The 14,818-nt window shown below is 61.8% G+C and carries 14 protein-coding genes and 1 pseudogene; 9 read left to right on the top strand and 6 right to left on the bottom strand.

What is annotated here, in order from left to right; all coding sequences use genetic code 11:
- Positions 1-69 precede the first annotated feature (69 nt).
- Positions 70-231, top strand: a complete 162-nt coding sequence (locus PMI35_RS35000) for a hypothetical protein (RefSeq protein WP_162831852.1) — start codon at positions 70-72, stop codon at positions 229-231.
- Positions 228-875, top strand: coding sequence for a helix-turn-helix domain-containing protein (locus tag PMI35_RS08755; protein WP_032831865.1), 648 nt, complete (start codon positions 228-230; stop codon positions 873-875). The genes PMI35_RS35000 and PMI35_RS08755 overlap by 4 nt, the downstream gene beginning before the upstream one ends.
- Positions 876-1,079: 204 nt before the next feature.
- On the opposite strand, the gene PMI35_RS34175 is transcribed toward PMI35_RS08755, so the two are convergent.
- The 4 genes from PMI35_RS34175 to PMI35_RS08770 form a co-directional block, all read right to left on the bottom strand.
- Entirely contained in the window at positions 1,080-1,583 is a 504-nt protein-coding gene (locus tag PMI35_RS34175) for a hypothetical protein (RefSeq protein WP_008062944.1), read from the bottom strand.
- Positions 1,584-2,055: 472 nt separating this feature from the next.
- The gene (locus tag PMI35_RS08760) at positions 2,056-3,402 is read right to left on the bottom strand and encodes a glutamine synthetase family protein (RefSeq protein WP_008062943.1); all 1,347 of its coding nucleotides are present in this window, start codon (positions 3,400-3,402) and stop codon (positions 2,056-2,058) included.
- A 21-nt stretch (positions 3,403-3,423) separates the two neighbouring features.
- Positions 3,424-3,978, bottom strand: a complete 555-nt coding sequence (locus tag PMI35_RS08765; RefSeq protein ID WP_008062942.1) for a helix-turn-helix domain-containing protein — start codon at positions 3,976-3,978, stop codon at positions 3,424-3,426.
- A 25-nt stretch (positions 3,979-4,003) separates the two neighbouring features.
- On the bottom strand, positions 4,004-5,293 hold the full coding sequence (locus tag PMI35_RS08770) for an NAD(P)/FAD-dependent oxidoreductase (RefSeq protein WP_008062941.1): 1,290 nt from the start codon (positions 5,291-5,293) through the stop codon (positions 4,004-4,006).
- Between the two features lie 432 nt (positions 5,294-5,725).
- Here PMI35_RS08770 and purU point away from each other — a divergent pair, with 432 nt between their 5' ends.
- The 6 genes from purU to PMI35_RS08800 are packed head-to-tail and all read left to right on the top strand — an operon-like array spanning position 5,726 to position 12,477.
- Positions 5,726-6,592, top strand: coding sequence for a formyltetrahydrofolate deformylase (gene purU, locus PMI35_RS08775; RefSeq protein ID WP_008062940.1), 867 nt, complete (start codon positions 5,726-5,728; stop codon positions 6,590-6,592).
- Positions 6,589-7,485, top strand: coding sequence for a bifunctional methylenetetrahydrofolate dehydrogenase/methenyltetrahydrofolate cyclohydrolase FolD (gene folD, locus PMI35_RS08780; RefSeq protein WP_008062939.1), 897 nt, complete (start codon positions 6,589-6,591; stop codon positions 7,483-7,485). The genes purU and folD overlap by 4 nt, the downstream gene beginning before the upstream one ends.
- On the top strand, positions 7,467-8,708 hold the full coding sequence (locus PMI35_RS08785; protein ID WP_008062938.1) for an FAD-dependent oxidoreductase: 1,242 nt from the start codon (positions 7,467-7,469) through the stop codon (positions 8,706-8,708). Before folD ends, PMI35_RS08785 begins: the two co-directional genes overlap by 19 nt.
- Positions 8,709-8,722: 14 nt before the next feature.
- On the top strand, positions 8,723-9,022 hold the full coding sequence (locus PMI35_RS08790; RefSeq protein WP_008062937.1) for a sarcosine oxidase subunit delta: 300 nt from the start codon (positions 8,723-8,725) through the stop codon (positions 9,020-9,022).
- The gene (locus tag PMI35_RS08795; protein ID WP_008062936.1) at positions 9,019-11,916 is read left to right on the top strand and encodes a 2Fe-2S iron-sulfur cluster-binding protein; all 2,898 of its coding nucleotides are present in this window, start codon (positions 9,019-9,021) and stop codon (positions 11,914-11,916) included. The genes PMI35_RS08790 and PMI35_RS08795 overlap by 4 nt, the downstream gene beginning before the upstream one ends.
- Before the next feature lie 3 nt (positions 11,917-11,919).
- Positions 11,920-12,477 carry a sarcosine oxidase subunit gamma gene (locus tag PMI35_RS08800; protein ID WP_008062935.1) on the top strand — a complete coding sequence of 186 codons (558 nt, stop codon included), beginning with the start codon at positions 11,920-11,922 and terminating at the stop codon, positions 12,475-12,477.
- Between the two features lie 90 nt (positions 12,478-12,567).
- Here the strand turns inward: PMI35_RS08800 and PMI35_RS08805 are convergent, their stop codons facing one another.
- A complete protein-coding gene (locus PMI35_RS08805) occupies positions 12,568-13,389 on the bottom strand; it encodes an AraC family transcriptional regulator (protein ID WP_032831867.1) in 822 nt (273 codons plus the stop codon).
- A gap of 97 nt (positions 13,390-13,486) precedes the next feature.
- On the opposite strand from PMI35_RS08805, the gene PMI35_RS08810 reads away from it, so the two are divergent.
- On the top strand, positions 13,487-14,704 hold the full coding sequence (locus PMI35_RS08810) for an MFS transporter (protein ID WP_008062933.1): 1,218 nt from the start codon (positions 13,487-13,489) through the stop codon (positions 14,702-14,704).
- Here the strand turns inward: PMI35_RS08810 and PMI35_RS34740 are convergent.
- Positions 14,688-14,818: pseudogene (locus PMI35_RS34740) on the bottom strand (DUF72 domain-containing protein); the annotation flags it as partial. The gene PMI35_RS08810 and the pseudogene PMI35_RS34740 overlap by 17 nt on opposite strands.

The following is a 14,818-nucleotide window of genomic DNA, read 5'->3' as shown; positions in this document are numbered from 1 at the left end:
AGTATTTATGGTTATAACTAAACGCAGGTATCCTCCACTCACCCGTCATCGACCACAGTGAAGTGCCCCATGAATCCGACTGACAACCTCATCGACTTCGCCAGCTACCGCAAGCGCAAACAGGCTCAGCAACGGGCACGGGCCATGTGGGAAATGTACGCACGAAACGCCGCTCTCCAGGCCTTCCCATGGGCGCAAGTGGCCAAGGCGACCGAGACTCGTCACGCGTGAACGTGCACCCTCCCTCGCGCTATCTGGTCAGCGCCGATGAACCTGCGCTGGACTTCAATCAACTGGAGCATCAGGAGGAGGACGCCAACTGCGAACGGGTGGCACAGAATCTTCAACGCCTGCGCAGCAAGCGTCACCTGTCTCTCGATGCGCTGGCCCGCCAGTGTGGCGTGAGCCGGGCGATGCTGGCGCAGATCGAATCCGGGCGCAGCGTGCCGTCGATCAAGGTGCTGTGCAAAATCGCCAAAGGCTTGAAGGTTTCGGTGGCTGCGTTTCTCGAGCATCGGGCCTTCGAAGGCGTAGCGCTGTTGTCGGCAAGCCAGAGCAAGCGCCTGGTCAGTGCCAATGGTGCGTTTGTCAGCCGTGCGCTGTTCCCGTTCGACGTGGCGCGCCAATCGGAATTTTATGAATTGCGCCTGAGCCCCTTGGGTGAGGACCAGAGCGAAGGCCATGGCCCCGGAGTCCAGGAAAACCTGGTGGTGTCCCAGGGCGTGCTGGAAATCAGCGTCAATGATGAACGCTACCTGCTTTCAACAGGCGACTCGATCCTGTTTTATGCCGACCAGCCTCACCGCTATCGCAACCCGGCTGACAGCGAAGCGGTGGCTTATCTGGTAGTGACCTACCCCGAACGCCTGGACTGAACCGAACTGAACCGAACTGAACGGACTGAACGGACTGAAACGGACGAACTGTAGGAGCTGCCGCAGGCTGCGATCTTTTGATCTTGATCTCCAGCGGTCTTGAAGCCGCCAAAATCAAGATCAAAAGATCGCAGCCTGCGGCAGCTCCTACAGGTACAGCAATCAGCAATCAGCAATCAGCAATCAGCAATCAGCAATCAGCAATCAGCAGGTGCAGCACATCAGCGGCATGCCGTTGCAGCTCATCATCATCGGCATGCTGCAGTCGTTCATCATCTTCATCATCAGGGCGCAGCAGTTTTTCATCATGTCCATGTTCATGCCGGCCATCGGCATGATTTTGCACATCATGCCGTCGGCCATCATGGTGCATTCCATCACGCACTTCATCGATGGCATCGGCATGCCCATCATCGGCATGGGCATCATCATATTCGCCATCGGCATGCTCATGCTCGCCTGGGACATGCACATCATGCTCATGTTGCCGCAGTGCATCATCATCGGCATGCCGCAGTTCATCATCATCTGCATCATTTCAGCGCTGTTCTTGAACATCGCCATGTCCATGCCAGCGGCCGGCATCATCTTGCACATCATGCCGTCGTCCATCATGTCGCAGGTCATGGTCGCCATCATCATCGGCATGCCCATCATCGGCATCATCGGCATGTTGGTGTTCATTGGCATCTGCATGGCATTCATCATGGTGTTGCTCCCTGAAGGACTGGATAGTTGGACGAAGCTGATGGGGCGGATTCTATGGATTCAGCCAGGCGCATCAAGCTGTCGGTCGAACAGTCAAAGTCGACGTTGGGGCAGCCTCAATGAAGCAGGCGGGACAGATTTTTCTGCCATGACGAACAAGCGTCCTCGATAGCGGACAAGGTCAACGCCACTGCGTGGGTTCTTCGGTCATGGATATGCAGTTTGGGCCTATCTAAATAGCCCAAGGAAATAATCGATCTAAATGACACCGAATTTCAGGCAAAAAAAATCCCGGGCAGCTGATGGACGCCCGGGACTTAAAAATGCATAAACCGTGGTGGTGAACGCGGGGCGGATATTACGCAATGTTTCGCCCTGTAACAAGATATTTTGATTAACCGTTCAGTTACTAAAATCTCTAAGCTGTTATATATCCAGACATTTTTTACGGTTAACCTCGAAATCATCTTAACTACAGGAACCAGCGGTACTCCCGCGCACTGATGTCATTCAGGAATGCCAAGTGGTCCTGGCGCTTGTTTTCGCAGTACACATCGACGAATTCCGCCCCCAGACCCTCACGCAGTTTTTGATTGCCTTGCATGGCTCGCACGGCCTCGAGCATTTCCAGTGGGAAGTCGATGCCACTGTTGCGGTCTTCGTTGAGCGGGGCGATGGGGTCATGACCCTGTTCAAGGCCCTGTTCCATCCCCACCAGGATCGCGGCGAGCACCAGGTACGGGTTGGCATCGGCGCCAGCGAGACGATGTTCGATGCGCAGGTTCCTGGCGTCCGACTCCGGCACCCGCAGGCACGCGTCTCGATCCTCGAAGCCCCAACTGGCGCGCGAGGCGACGTTCACCGTAGCGCTCAGGCGACGCATCGCGTTGTGGTTCGGCGCGAAGATCGGCATGCAGTGCGGCAACACATCCAGGCAACCGGCCACCGCATGGCGCAACGCTCGTTGCCCGTGCGCCGCCAGCAGGTTGTTGCCCGCCTCGTCGTACAGGCTGACGTGCACATGCATGCCACTGCCGGGGTGCTGCAAGTAAGGCTTGGCCATGAAACTGGCGCGGTAGTCGTGCTTGAGTGCCACGCCTCGCGTGCTGCGGCAGAACAGCGCTGCCCAGTCGGCGGCGCGCAGGCCGTCGTCCAGATGACCGAAATTGATCTCGAACTGGCCGGGGCCCAATTCGGCGGTGATCACCGTGGCATCGACGCCTTGGGCACGCGCGGTCTCGACCATTTCGTCGAGCACCGGGGCGAATCGCGAGAGTCGTTCGATGTGCATGTTTGGCTGGTCGTCCGCATCGCCGGTCAGCGGGTCGCGGGCAAACTGCGGTAATCCATCGCGCAAGCGGCTATCGAACAGATAGAACTCCAGCTCGAATGCCACCACCGGGAAAATGCCTTTGCGGCCAAGCCGCGCCAGCACCTGCGCGAGGACTTCACGGGGTTCGAAGACGATCGGTTTCTCCGTGCCATCGGAGGTGATCAACATCTGCCCCAGCGCCTGCTTCTCCCAGCTCACCAACTTCAGCGTGCCCGGTACCAGGCGACGCAGCGCGTCCGGATCGCCATCGTTGAAGCAGTAGTCGCCGATCTTGAACAGCCCGCCCTGGGTGCCGAGCAACACGCAGTTTTGCGGCAACTTGAGGGCGCTGCCAGCGGCCACTTTCTCGAGCATTTCGATCGGGTAGCGTTTGCCGTAGAAATGCCCCGGTATGTCCAGGGAAATCAGGTCGACATGGCGCACATCGGGGTAGCGCTGACGAAACCCACGCACTTCGGCCAACAGATCAGAGCACACAGCATCCATCGTTTTGTTCCTTTGTTTTTATCAGGTGTAGACCCAAAGTACGCGGGTCAGTTGGTCCGAGAGGTTGCCGTAGCGGCAGTGGGCATGGCTGGCCAGCTGAAAGCTGTCGCCGGCGCGCAGGGTCACCGGTTCGTCCTGGTCGAGCCACAGGGTCAGTTCCCCTTCCAGCACATAGCCGCCCTGCTCCGAGCTGTCCTTCATGTGCCGGTCGCCGCTGCTGGCGCCGGGCTCCAGCTGGCTTTCGAGCATGGAAAAGGAGGCGCGCATTTTTGGCGAAACCAGAATGTCGGTGATGCCATCGGCGTAATACAACGTGCGGCGCTCATCCGGCCGGGTCACCCAGGGCAGGGCCATGGGTTTGGGCAGGCTGTAGAAATAGGTGGTGGGCACGCCGAGGGTCTCGCTGATGGCGGTCAAGTCCGCCACCGTGGGGCGGGACAAGCCGCGCTCGACCTGGGAAAGAAAACCCACGGAGCGGCCGATCTTGTCGGCCAGATCCTTCAAGGTGTACTTCTTGTGCTTGCGCAGGTCCTGGATCAGGATCGCCAGCGCCGAAATCTCTTCTTGCATGTCCATCTAAAGGCTTCCAGAAATGGCCGATTCAAATGCTGTCGCGCAGCCGGTACCAGGCTTTGCCGATGGCTTCCAGCGGCGCTGCCATGTATTTGCCGCCGGGGAAGCTGCCGTTGCTCAACCCCTGATACAACGCCAGCTCGTCCGGCTGGCCGAGAATGGCGTCGGACACCGCCCGTGCCCCGGCCAAGGTTGGGAGCACGCCGTGCCCGGAGTAGCCCTGCAACCAGTACAGGTCGCGGCGCCGACCGATGTCGGGCGTGCGCTTGAGCGTCAGGTCGATATGACCGCCCCAGGCGAACTCCAATTCGATGCCTTTCAATTGCGGAAACACCCTTTCCAGGCACGGCCGGGTGGCGCCGGCGATGTCTTTGGGCATGCCCCCCAGATAGGTGCAGCCGCCGCCAAACAGAAGCCGGTTGTCCGGGGTGCGGCGGAAATAATCGAGCACAAACTGGTTGTCCGTGACGCAGACGTTGCCGGGTAGCAGCGCGGTCGCCTGGGCCTCGGACATCGGCGCCGTGGCCACCTGATAAGTGCCAACGGGCAATACGCAACTCGATAGCTGCGGGTCGAGCCGGTCAAGGTAGGCATTGCAGGCCAGTACCAGGACCTCGGCACGGATGCGCCCGCGTTCAGTCGTCACTACGTAGCCATTGTCGTCCTCGCGATAATTCAACGCCTTGCTTTGTTCATGAATCACACCACCGGCCCGCTCAATCGCGGCGGCCAGTCCCAGCGCCAGTTTCAGCGGGTTCAAATGCCCGCCTTCGGGATCGTACAAACCGGCCTGATACCGCTCGCTGGCCACCCACTCGGGCAACTCGGCGCGCTCGATGAAGCGCAAACCGTCATGCCCCCATTTGTGGCTGGCCTCGTGCTGCCATTCGGTCAACAGGCCGACCCGCCGTGGCATCACCGACGTCCAGAGGTGGCCGGGCCGGTAGTCGCAATCGAAACCATGGCGCACCGGCAATTCGCGCAACTCCCTGGCCGCCCAGCGCATGCCGTCCCACAACCGCCGCGCGCGCTCATGACCCAGCGCGGCTTCCAGTGGCGGCATGTCACAGGACCAACCGAGAATGGCCTGGCCACCATTACGTCCCGACGCGGCCCAGGCGACCCGGCTGGCCTCCAGCAAGGTCACGCGCTTGCCGGCCAGGGCCAGGCGCAGCGCCGTGTGCAAACCACTGAAGCCGGCGCCGATGATCAGCACCTCGGTGTCCTGTTCGCCCTCCAACGCCGCCCGATTGACCAGGCGATCGGCGCACGTGTGGGCGTAGTAGCTGGCGACATGCTGGGTGGATTGCTGAAACATACCCGCTCCATGAAATTTTATAGTTTTAATTTCATGAAAAAATACATGTTTAATTTCATGCGTGCAAGAGGTGTGGTGAAGGTGGTGGGTTGATCGTTCCCACGCCCTGCGTGGGAATGCATCCTGTGACGCTCCGCGTCACCGTTGCGCAAAGCTCTCGTCATGCGTCGTCAGCGGAACGCGGAGCGTCCCTGGCGGCATTCCTTTGCGGCGCGTGGGAACGATCAACCTCGTAGGTCAACCACAAAAAATTCCCACCAGTTAAAAAACTTTCACAAAACCTCTGGACGCACTGCCGTCATTCCCCTTATAAAGCCACCTACAGGAATATTTTATTCCTAACAAGAAAATGCGCTCAAGGAATGAGCCTCGCTGTCCGCTGACATTTTTTCGCTATGCGATGAGCTGCCGCCATCATCCCGAGGACGTGTCATGCAACACGAAAAAAACCATTTCATCATCAAGATCACCTGTCCCGCGGTGTCCGGCATTGTCGCGGCCGTCACTACCTACCTGGCGGACAACGGTTGCTACATCGGGGAGATGGCGCAATTCGACGACGATTTCAGCGGCCGTTTTTTCATGCGCGCGGTGTTCCGTTTCAACGATGGCCACGCGGGGGATATCCAGCAGATCAAGGACGGTTTCAGCGACGTTGCCCAGGCCTTCGACATGCACTGGGAACTGCATGACACCCGCGAACCGATGCGCGTGCTGCTCATGGTGAGCAAGTTCGACCACTGCCTCACCGACCTGCTCTACCGCTACCACAAGGGCGAGATGGACATGACCATCACCGCCATTGTCTCCAACCACCTCGACCTGCGGCCCATGGCCGAGCGCGAGGGCATCCGCTTCATCTACTTGCCGGTCACCAAGGACACCAAGGCCCGCCAGGAAGCCGAGCTGATGAAGGTGGTCGACGACACCGGCACCGAACTGGTGGTGCTGGCGCGCTACATGCAAATTCTCTCCGACGACCTGTGCAAGCAACTCTCCGGCCGGGCGATCAACATTCACCATTCGTTCCTGCCCGGTTTCAAGGGCGCCAAGCCGTATCACCAGGCGTACCAGCGCGGCGTGAAGCTGATCGGCGCCACCGCCCACTACGTCACCAGCGACCTCGATGAGGGTCCGATCATCGAGCAGGAGGTGCAGCGGGTCGATCACGTCTACTTGCCGGACGACCTCGTGGCCACCGGCCGCGACACCGAGACCGTGGCCCTGTCCAAGGCGGTCAAGTACCACCTGGAGCACCGGGTTTTCCTCAACCAGGACAGAACGGTGATCTTCCGGTGAACGCCCCCCGACTGATTGACGGCAAAGCCGCCGCCGCCCGGGTGCTGCTCGAGGTCCGCAAGGACGTCGACCGCCTGCGCGCGCAAGACATCCAGCCCGCCCTGGCGGTGATCCTGGTCGGCAGCGACCCGGCCAGCCAGGTCTACGTGCGCAACAAGATCCTGCGCGCAGACGAGGTCGGCATCCGCTCCCTGGAACATCGGTTGCCTGCAGACACCAGCACTGAACAGCTGCTCGACCTGATCGACAGGCTCAATGCCGATCCCTCGATCCACGGCATTCTCCTGCAACTGCCGTTACCCGCTCATGTCGATGAACTGCGGGCGCTGCAAGCCATCGATCCGGGCAAGGACGTCGACGGTTTCCACAGTGAAAACGTCGGGGGCCTTAGCCAGGGCCGCACGGTACTCGCGCCCTGCACACCCAGCGGCTGCCTGTACCTGCTGGAGCAAACCTGCGGCGATCTGCGCGGCAAGCACGCGGTGGTGATCGGCCGCTCCAACATCGTCGGCAAACCCATGGTGGCGCTGCTGCTCAAGGCCGACTGCTCGGTGACGGTGTTGCATTCGCGTAGCCCCGATCCCCAGGCCCTCTGCCGCCAGGCAGACATCGTGATTGCCGCCGTGGGCCGCCCCCGCTTGATCGACGCCAGTTGGCTCAAGCCCGGTGCGGTGGTGATCGACGTCGGCATCAATCGCATCGACGACGCCGGTCGCAGCCGCCTGGTCGGCGATGTCGACTTCGACAGCGCCCTGCCCCAGGTCGCGGCGATCACCCCGGTGCCCGGTGGCGTCGGGCCGATGACCATTGCCTTCCTGATGAAAAACACCGTGACCGCGGCCCTTATGCAACACCACAGCCCATCGGAGGCCGTATGCCATTCAATCTCTTGAAGTACGGGCTGAGTTCCGAGTACCCGGTCGAAGTGGATCTACCACCACCGCGTGAACTGAAATCGAGCTATGACGTGGTGATCATCGGTGCCGGTGGCCATGGCCTGGCCACCGCCTATTACCTCGCCAAATACCACGGCATCAGCAACATCGCGGTGCTGGAGAAGTCCTACCTGGGCGGCGGCAATACCGCGCGCAACACCGCGGTGATCCGCTCCAACTACCTCACCAGCGAAGGCGTACGTTTCTATGCCGAATCGGTGCGGATGTTCCAGGGCCTGTCCAACGAATTCGACTTCAACATCATGTACTCCGAGCGTGGCCAACTGACCCTGGCCCACACCGATGCCACCGTGCGTTCGTTCCGCCAGCGGGCCGAGGTCAACAAGCACTTTGGCGGCCGCACCGAAATGATCGACCGCCAGCAGATCCGCGAACTGGTGCCCAGCCTCAACCTCGACCCCGGCCATCTTCCGGTGATCGCCGGCCTCTGGCACATCGATGGCGCCACCGCACGCCACGACGCCGTTGCCTGGGGCTACGCCAAGCAGGCGGCCAAGCGCGGCGTGGAAATCCACCAGCTCACCGAGGTGCAGGACCTGATCATCAAGAACGGCGCAATCACCGCCGTGAAGACCAACCGCGGCACCATCCAGTGCGGTTGCGCGGTGCAGGCGATTGCCGGGCACAGTTCGCTGCTGATGGCCAAGGCCGGGATTCGTTCGCCGATCCAGACCTTCCCGCTGCAAGCCATGGTCACCCAGCCCTTCAAACCCTTCCTCGATCCGCTGGTGAGCTCGTCGGCGCTGCATTGCTACGTGCAACAGACCAGCCGCGGTGAAGTGGTGTTCGGTGGTGGCTCCGATCCGTACCCGCTGTTCAACACCCGATCGACCCTGGACCTCAAGGAAAGCCTGCTGGCCCACGCCATCGAGATGTTCCCGTTCCTGGCCAACGCCAAGCTGATGCGCCAATGGGCCGGGATCACCGACATGACTCCGGACTACAGCCCGATCATGGGCCTGTCACCAGTCAAAAATTACTACCTGGACGCCGGCTGGGGCACCTGGGGCTTCAAGGCGACGCCGATCTGCGGCAAGACCATGGCGGAACTCGTGGCCAGCGGCGGCAAGGTGCCGGAGCTGATCAAGCCCTTTGGCCTGGAACGCTTCTCGACCTTCCGGCAAGTCAACGAAATGGGCGCTACGGCGGCCAGTCACTGAGGCAGAGGGGACCCATGAAAATCATCATTTGCCCGCTCAACGGGCCGCGCAATATCAGCGAATTCACCTACGGCGGCGAGTTCAAGCCCATGCCCGACGCGCTGCGCTGCAGCGATGCCGAGTGGGCCGACTACGTATTCAACACCGACAACCTCGCCGGTGTAGTGCGCGAATGGTGGATGCACACGCCATCGAGCTACTGGTTTCTCGCCGAACGTCACACCGTGACCGATGAGATCCTGCGCACCTTCGACCCCAAAGAACTTTTCACTGCCCGCGTCGACTTCAACGCCGCACAGGAGATCGCCGGATGAATCGCCTACCCGCCCCCATGGGCCTGCTGATCGACCGTGACCAGCCGCTCGATTTCAGTTTCGAAGGCCTTCCCTACCAGGGCCTGCAAGGCGACAGCATCGCCAGTGCCCTGCTCGCCAACGGACGTTTCCTGATTTCCCGCTCGTTCAAATACCACCGTCCCCGTGGCCCGTTGACCATGGCCGGGCAGGATGCCAACAGCCTGGTGCAATTGCCCCAGGAGCCCAACGTACTGGCCGATGCACACGCGCTGGCGGCCGGTTTGCAGGTGACGGCGCAGAACGTCAACGGCTCGCTGGACAACGACCGCGACGCTTATCTGGGCAAGTTTTCCAAATTCATGCCGGTGGGTTTCTACTACCGCTCGTTCTACAAACCCAAGGGCATGTGGAAAGTCTGGGAACCGATCATTCGCAAGAAGGCCGGCCTGGGCGTACTCGACCTGACGTTCAAGCCCGAGTATTACGACAAGGCCTACCTGTTCACCGACCTGGCCGTGATCGGCGCCGGTCCCGCCGGGCTGCACGCGGCACTGACTGCGGCCAATGCCGGGGCCAAGGTGTTGCTCATCGAACAACAGCCGGTCCTCGGTGGTTCACTGACCTATGCCCGCTTTGATATCCCGGGCAAACGCGCCGACGCCTTGCGCAGCGAACTGCTCGCGGCAGTGCAGCAGCACGCCAACATCCGCATCCTCACCGAGGCGACCTGCAACGCCTGGTTCACCGACAATTACCTGCCGGTGATCCAGGGTAAACGCATGTACAAGGTACGCGCGCGACAGTGCCTGGTGTGCAGCGGTGCGTTCGACCAGCCGGTGGTGTTTCGCAACAACGACCTGCCCGGCGTGATGCTGACCAGCGCCGCGCAGCGCCTGATGAAGCTGTACGCGGTCAAGCCGGGCAAGCGCGCGGTGGTGCTGACGGGCAACGATGACGGTTACCTCGCCGCCCTGGACTTGTTTGATCAGGGCGTGGAAGTCGCTGCGGTGGTGGACCTGCGCCATGGTCCTGGCGATGAGGCCCTGCTGGGCGCGCTGGCGCAACGCAAGATTCCCTGCCAGCGCAACAGCACCGTATATGAAGCCCTGCACGAAAAAGGTATGCGCCATGTCAACGGTGTCGACGTGCGCAAAATCACCGCCCAGGGCCAGGTCGCCGAGAGCGGGCAACGCCTGGACTGCGACCTGCTGTGCATGTCCGCCGGCTACATGCCGGTCTATCAACTGCTGTGCCAGGCCGGCGGCAAGCTGGCCTACGATGATCAGCGCGCCGAATTCACCCTCAGCGGGCTGCCCCGGAACCTCACGGTCGCAGGTTCGGTCAATGGCCGTCACCGCCTCGACAACGTGATCGCCGACGGCGTCAATGCCGGTGCCGATGCCGCCTCTGCACTGGGGCTGGAGGTCGGTGTGCACCGGGCGCCGCTGGGCAGCGAGGTGCGGGTCAACTTCAACTGGCCGATCTTCCCCCATCCCAAGGGCAAGGATTTCGTCGATTTCGACGAGGACCTGCAAGTGGCGGACATCGTCAATGCCACGCGCATCGGCTATCGCGACGTGCAACTGGTCAAGCGCTATTCCACGGTGGGCATGGGCCCTTCGCAAGGTCGTCACTCGGCGCTGCCGACCGCGCGCCTGGTGGCCTGGGCGACCCAACGCAACATCAGCGAAACCGGCGTGACCACCGCGCGCCCGCCTTTTGTCGCGGAAAAACTGGCCCACGTCGCAGGTAGAGCGTTCGATCCCTATCGGCAAACACCCATGCACGCCCGGCACCTGCAAGCCGGCGCGAAGATGATGCCGGCGGGCATCTGGCAGCGTCCGGCCTACTACGGCGACGCCAGCAACCGCGACGCGTGCATGCAAGCCGAAGCCCTGCATGTGCGCAACAAGGTCGGGATCATCGACGTTTCGACCTTGGGCGGCCTGGATGTGCGCGGCCCGGACGCCGCCGAACTGCTCAACCGGATGTACACCTTCGCCTTCCTCAAGCAGCCGATCGGTCGCTCCCGTTATGCGCTGATGACCAATGAGCACGGGGTGGTGATCGACGACGGCGTGTGCGCGCGTTTCGCCGACAACCACTTCTACGTCACCGCCACCACCAGCGGCGTGGATCGCATCTACCAGCAGATGCTCAAGTGGAACGCGCAATGGCGCCTGGACGTGGACGTCGCCAACGTCACGGCGGCGATCTGCGCGGTCAATGTCGCCGGGCCCGACTCGCGCAAAGTGCTGGAGCAGGTCTGTAGCGACCTCGACCTGAGCGCTGCAGCGTTCCCCTACCTGGGCGTGCGCCAAGGCACCGTGGCCGGGATCAAGGCCCGGCTGTTGCGAGTCGGTTTTGTCGGCGAACTGGGTTATGAAATCCACGTGCCGGCGCGCCATGGCCTCAAGCTCTGGGACGCGCTGATGGAGGCCGGCAAGGCCCATGACATCCGCCCGTTCGGCGTGGAAACCCAGCGTTTGCTGCGCCTGGAAAAAGGCCATGTGATCATCAGCCAGGACACTGATGGCATGACCCATCCCCAGGAAATCGACATGGGCTGGGCCGTCAGTCGCAACAAGCCGTTCTTCGTCGGACGGCGCTCGGTGGACATCCTCGAAGCCCAGCCGCAAACACGCAAGCTGGTGGGCTTCACCTTGCCCAAGGACAGCGCGCAACCGCTGGAAGGTCATCTGGTGCTCAATGGCCCGGACATCAGCGGCAACGTCACGTCCTGCGAGTACTCGGCGACTTTGGGCAAGATCATTGGCCTGGCCTACGCCGGCATCGACCAGAGCACACCCGGGCAACGGATTGCGATCCGCGTCGAAGGTGGCCGCGTGGTGCACGCCGATGTGGTGCCCTTACCCTTTTTCGACCCCTCCAACCTGCGCCAGGAGCTTTGAGCCATGACCAGCCTGAGACAACAACACAGCGCCGGGCAGCCGGCCCTCGCCCTCCTGCCCACCTGTGCGCTGACCGACCTGACCGATCTGCCCCGGGTCGGGTTTCGCGGCGCCGACAGTGCGCGCTATTTGCAGAGCCGGGACTTCGTGCTGCCGGACGCACCCAACCGCGCCGTCACCCAGGTTGACGGCAGCTGCGCCGTGCGCCTGTCCCAGACCGAATACCTGCTGTTGGGCAGTGCGCTGGACCAGGGCCAACGTATTGCCGAAGAGGAGGCCCGCTGGGCGTTGGACCCGCAGGCCAATTACCTGCTGCCGCGCCAGGACAGCCATGCCTGGTTCGAGCTCAGTGGCCAGCACTTTCCCGAGGTCATGGCCAAACTCTGCGGCGTCGACTTGAGCCCCCAGGCCTTCAGCCCCGGCGCCGTGGCGCAAACCTCGGCGGCGCGCATCAACGTGATCGTGATCAACGCCACAACCGCGCAACAGCCGAGGCTGTTCATCCTCTGCGACCGGGCATCGAAGGCCTATTTTCATGAGGCGCTGATGGATGCCCTGTAGGAGCGAGCCTGCTCGCGAAAAACCAGAGCGCGCCACGGGGTGTCAGGTATCCCGCGTTATCGTTGGCCTCCATCGCGAGCATGCTCGCTCCTACCGGAAAAAATGACTGGGTGTCTTGCCGAACTGCTTCTTGAACATACTGGTAAACGCACTGGGGCTGTCGTATCCCAACTCCCCGGCGATGTCGATGATCTTCTCGCCGACGGCGATGCGCTCCAGGGCCAGCAGCAAACGCGCCTGCTGACGCCACTGGCCGAAGGTCATTCCGGTTTCCTTGCGGAACAGGCGCTGGATGGTTTTCTCGTCGAGGTCCAGGCGTGCGCTCCAGTGCGCCAGGGTCGAGCCATCGCCGGGATCGCGTTGCAACGCTGAACATACCGCCTTGATCCGTGGGTCCGAGGGCTGGGGCAGGTGCAATGGCAAGGTGGGCAAAATCCTCAGTTCATCGAGGATCAGGCGCATGACCCGGCCTTCGCGAGAATCCGCGTCATAAGGTGCGGTGATATCCACCGAGACCTTGATCAACTCACTGAGCAACGCCGAAATACTCACCGCCCTGGGTTCGCTCGGCATGTCCGCAAACGCGTCGGGGCGCACGAACAGGCTGCGCATCTTCAACGGACCGACGCAGCGAATCGAGTGAATGTGCCGGCTCGGCATCCATATCCCGCGACTCGGCGGTACCGTCCATTGGCTCAATCCCGAGTGCACCACCATCACGCCTTCGATGGCGTAGATCAGTTGGTGGGCTTGATGGGAATGCGCTTCGATCACCCAGTTTTCCGGGTAGTCGGTGGCGCTGCTGCTCACGGCGCAGGCTCGTCCGTCGATCTCCCGAAGGAATTCATCCAGCGACTTGATCATGATGCCCTTTTTGCGATAGTCGATTCCCGAATTGCGCGAGACAGGCAATCGGACGGCACTTAGGATAGCGCTGAACCCTGAAATGGCCAGCGCTTTGTGCCTGCCACCGAGCGCCTCGACGTACATTTTTCTCTGGAAGGATCCCATGTCCATCAGTACCACTGCTCCCCTCTCAACCTCCCCTTCGGCGGCCAGACAGGCCAGCCCGCTGGTGATGCGCGTCATCGGTGCCTGCGCCCTGGCACACCTGATCAACGACCTGATCCAGGCCGTGCTGCCGTCGATCTACCCGATGCTCAAGGCCACGTACGGCCTGACCTTCACCCAGGTCGGCCTGATCACCCTGACCTTTCAACTGACCGCTTCGCTGCTGCAACCCTGGGTCGGTTACTACACCGATCGCCACCCCAAGCCGTGGCTGTTGCCGGCCGGTATGGTCTGCACCCTGGTCGGCATCCTGATGCTGGCAATGGTCGGCAGCTTCGGGGCGATTCTCGTGGCCTCGGCCCTGGTGGGCATTGGCTCGTCGACCTTCCACCCGGAGACTTCCCGCGTCGCGCGCCTGGCCTCGGGCGGTCGCTACGGCCTGGCCCAGTCGACCTTTCAGGTAGGGGGGAATGCCGGCAGTGCCTTCGGTCCGCTGCTGGCCGCGGCCATCGTCATTCCCTACGGCCAGGGTAACGTCGCCTGGTTCGGCCTGTTCGCGGTGTTCGCCATCCTCGTGCAATACGGCCTGAGCCGCTGGTACCGCAACCACCTGAACCTGTTCAAGCTCAAGCAAGGCACCCAGGCGACCCACGGTCTGTCGAAAAAACGCGTGAGTTTTGCCCTGATGGTCCTCGCATTGCTGGTGTTCTCCAAGTATTTCTACATGGCCAGCTTCACCAGCTACTTCACCTTCTACCTGATCGAAAAATTCGACCTGTCGGTGGCCAGCTCGCAGCTGTACCTGTTCCTGTTTCTCGGCGCCGTGGCGGCCGGCACCTTCTTCGGCGGGCCGATCGGTGACCGGATCGGGCGCAAGCAGGTGATCTGGTTCTCGATCCTCGGCGCCGCACCCTTCACCCTCGCCCTGCCCTATGTCGACCTGTTCTGGACGGGCGTGTTGAGCATGATCATCGGCTTTATCCTCGCCTCGGCCTTCTCTGCCATCGTGGTCTTCGCCCAGGAACTGGTGCCCGGCAACGTCGGCATGATCGCCGGGGTGTTTTTCGGCCTGATGTTCGGCTTCGGCGGCATCGGCGCCGCGCTGCTCGGACACCTGGCGGACATCCACGGCATCGAGTACGTGTATACGCTGTGCTCGTTCCTGCCACTGTTGGGCATCCTGACGATCCTGTTGCCGTCTACCAAAGGGGTTTAGCGGCCAGGCATTGCGCCAGCGTCAAGGCATTGCCCAATGCCGCGCCGCTGGCGGTGTTGTCGAAGATGCACCAGCTAACCGCCCCGTCGACAGTGGCGGCCTGCAACTCGGCCG

This window comes from Pseudomonas sp. GM78 (assembly GCF_000282475.1).
GTDB lineage: Bacteria > Pseudomonadota > Gammaproteobacteria > Pseudomonadales > Pseudomonadaceae > Aquipseudomonas.
This window is presented reverse-complemented; position numbering and strand designations above follow the sequence as displayed.

Bases quoted from the DNA above. Each gene is read 5' to 3' on its own strand.
- PMI35_RS35000 (WP_162831852.1), top strand. From the start codon at position 70: ATGAATCCGACTGACAACCTCATCGACTTCGCCAGCTACCGCAAGCGC.
- PMI35_RS34175 (WP_008062944.1), bottom strand. From the start codon at position 1,583: ATGATGAATGCCATGCAGATGCCAATGAACACCAACATGCCGATGATG.
- PMI35_RS08760 (WP_008062943.1), bottom strand. From the start codon at position 3,402: ATGGATGCTGTGTGCTCTGATCTGTTGGCCGAAGTGCGTGGGTTTCGT.
- PMI35_RS08765 (WP_008062942.1), bottom strand. From the start codon at position 3,978: ATGGACATGCAAGAAGAGATTTCGGCGCTGGCGATCCTGATCCAGGAC.
- PMI35_RS08770 (WP_008062941.1), bottom strand. From the start codon at position 5,293: ATGTTTCAGCAATCCACCCAGCATGTCGCCAGCTACTACGCCCACACG.
- purU (WP_008062940.1), top strand. From the start codon at position 5,726: ATGCAACACGAAAAAAACCATTTCATCATCAAGATCACCTGTCCCGCG.
- PMI35_RS08785 (WP_008062938.1), top strand. From the start codon at position 7,467: ATGCCATTCAATCTCTTGAAGTACGGGCTGAGTTCCGAGTACCCGGTC.
- PMI35_RS08790 (WP_008062937.1), top strand. From the start codon at position 8,723: ATGAAAATCATCATTTGCCCGCTCAACGGGCCGCGCAATATCAGCGAA.
- PMI35_RS08795 (WP_008062936.1), top strand. From the start codon at position 9,019: ATGAATCGCCTACCCGCCCCCATGGGCCTGCTGATCGACCGTGACCAG.
- PMI35_RS08800 (WP_008062935.1), top strand. From the start codon at position 11,920: ATGACCAGCCTGAGACAACAACACAGCGCCGGGCAGCCGGCCCTCGCC.
- PMI35_RS08810 (WP_008062933.1), top strand. From the start codon at position 13,487: ATGTCCATCAGTACCACTGCTCCCCTCTCAACCTCCCCTTCGGCGGCC.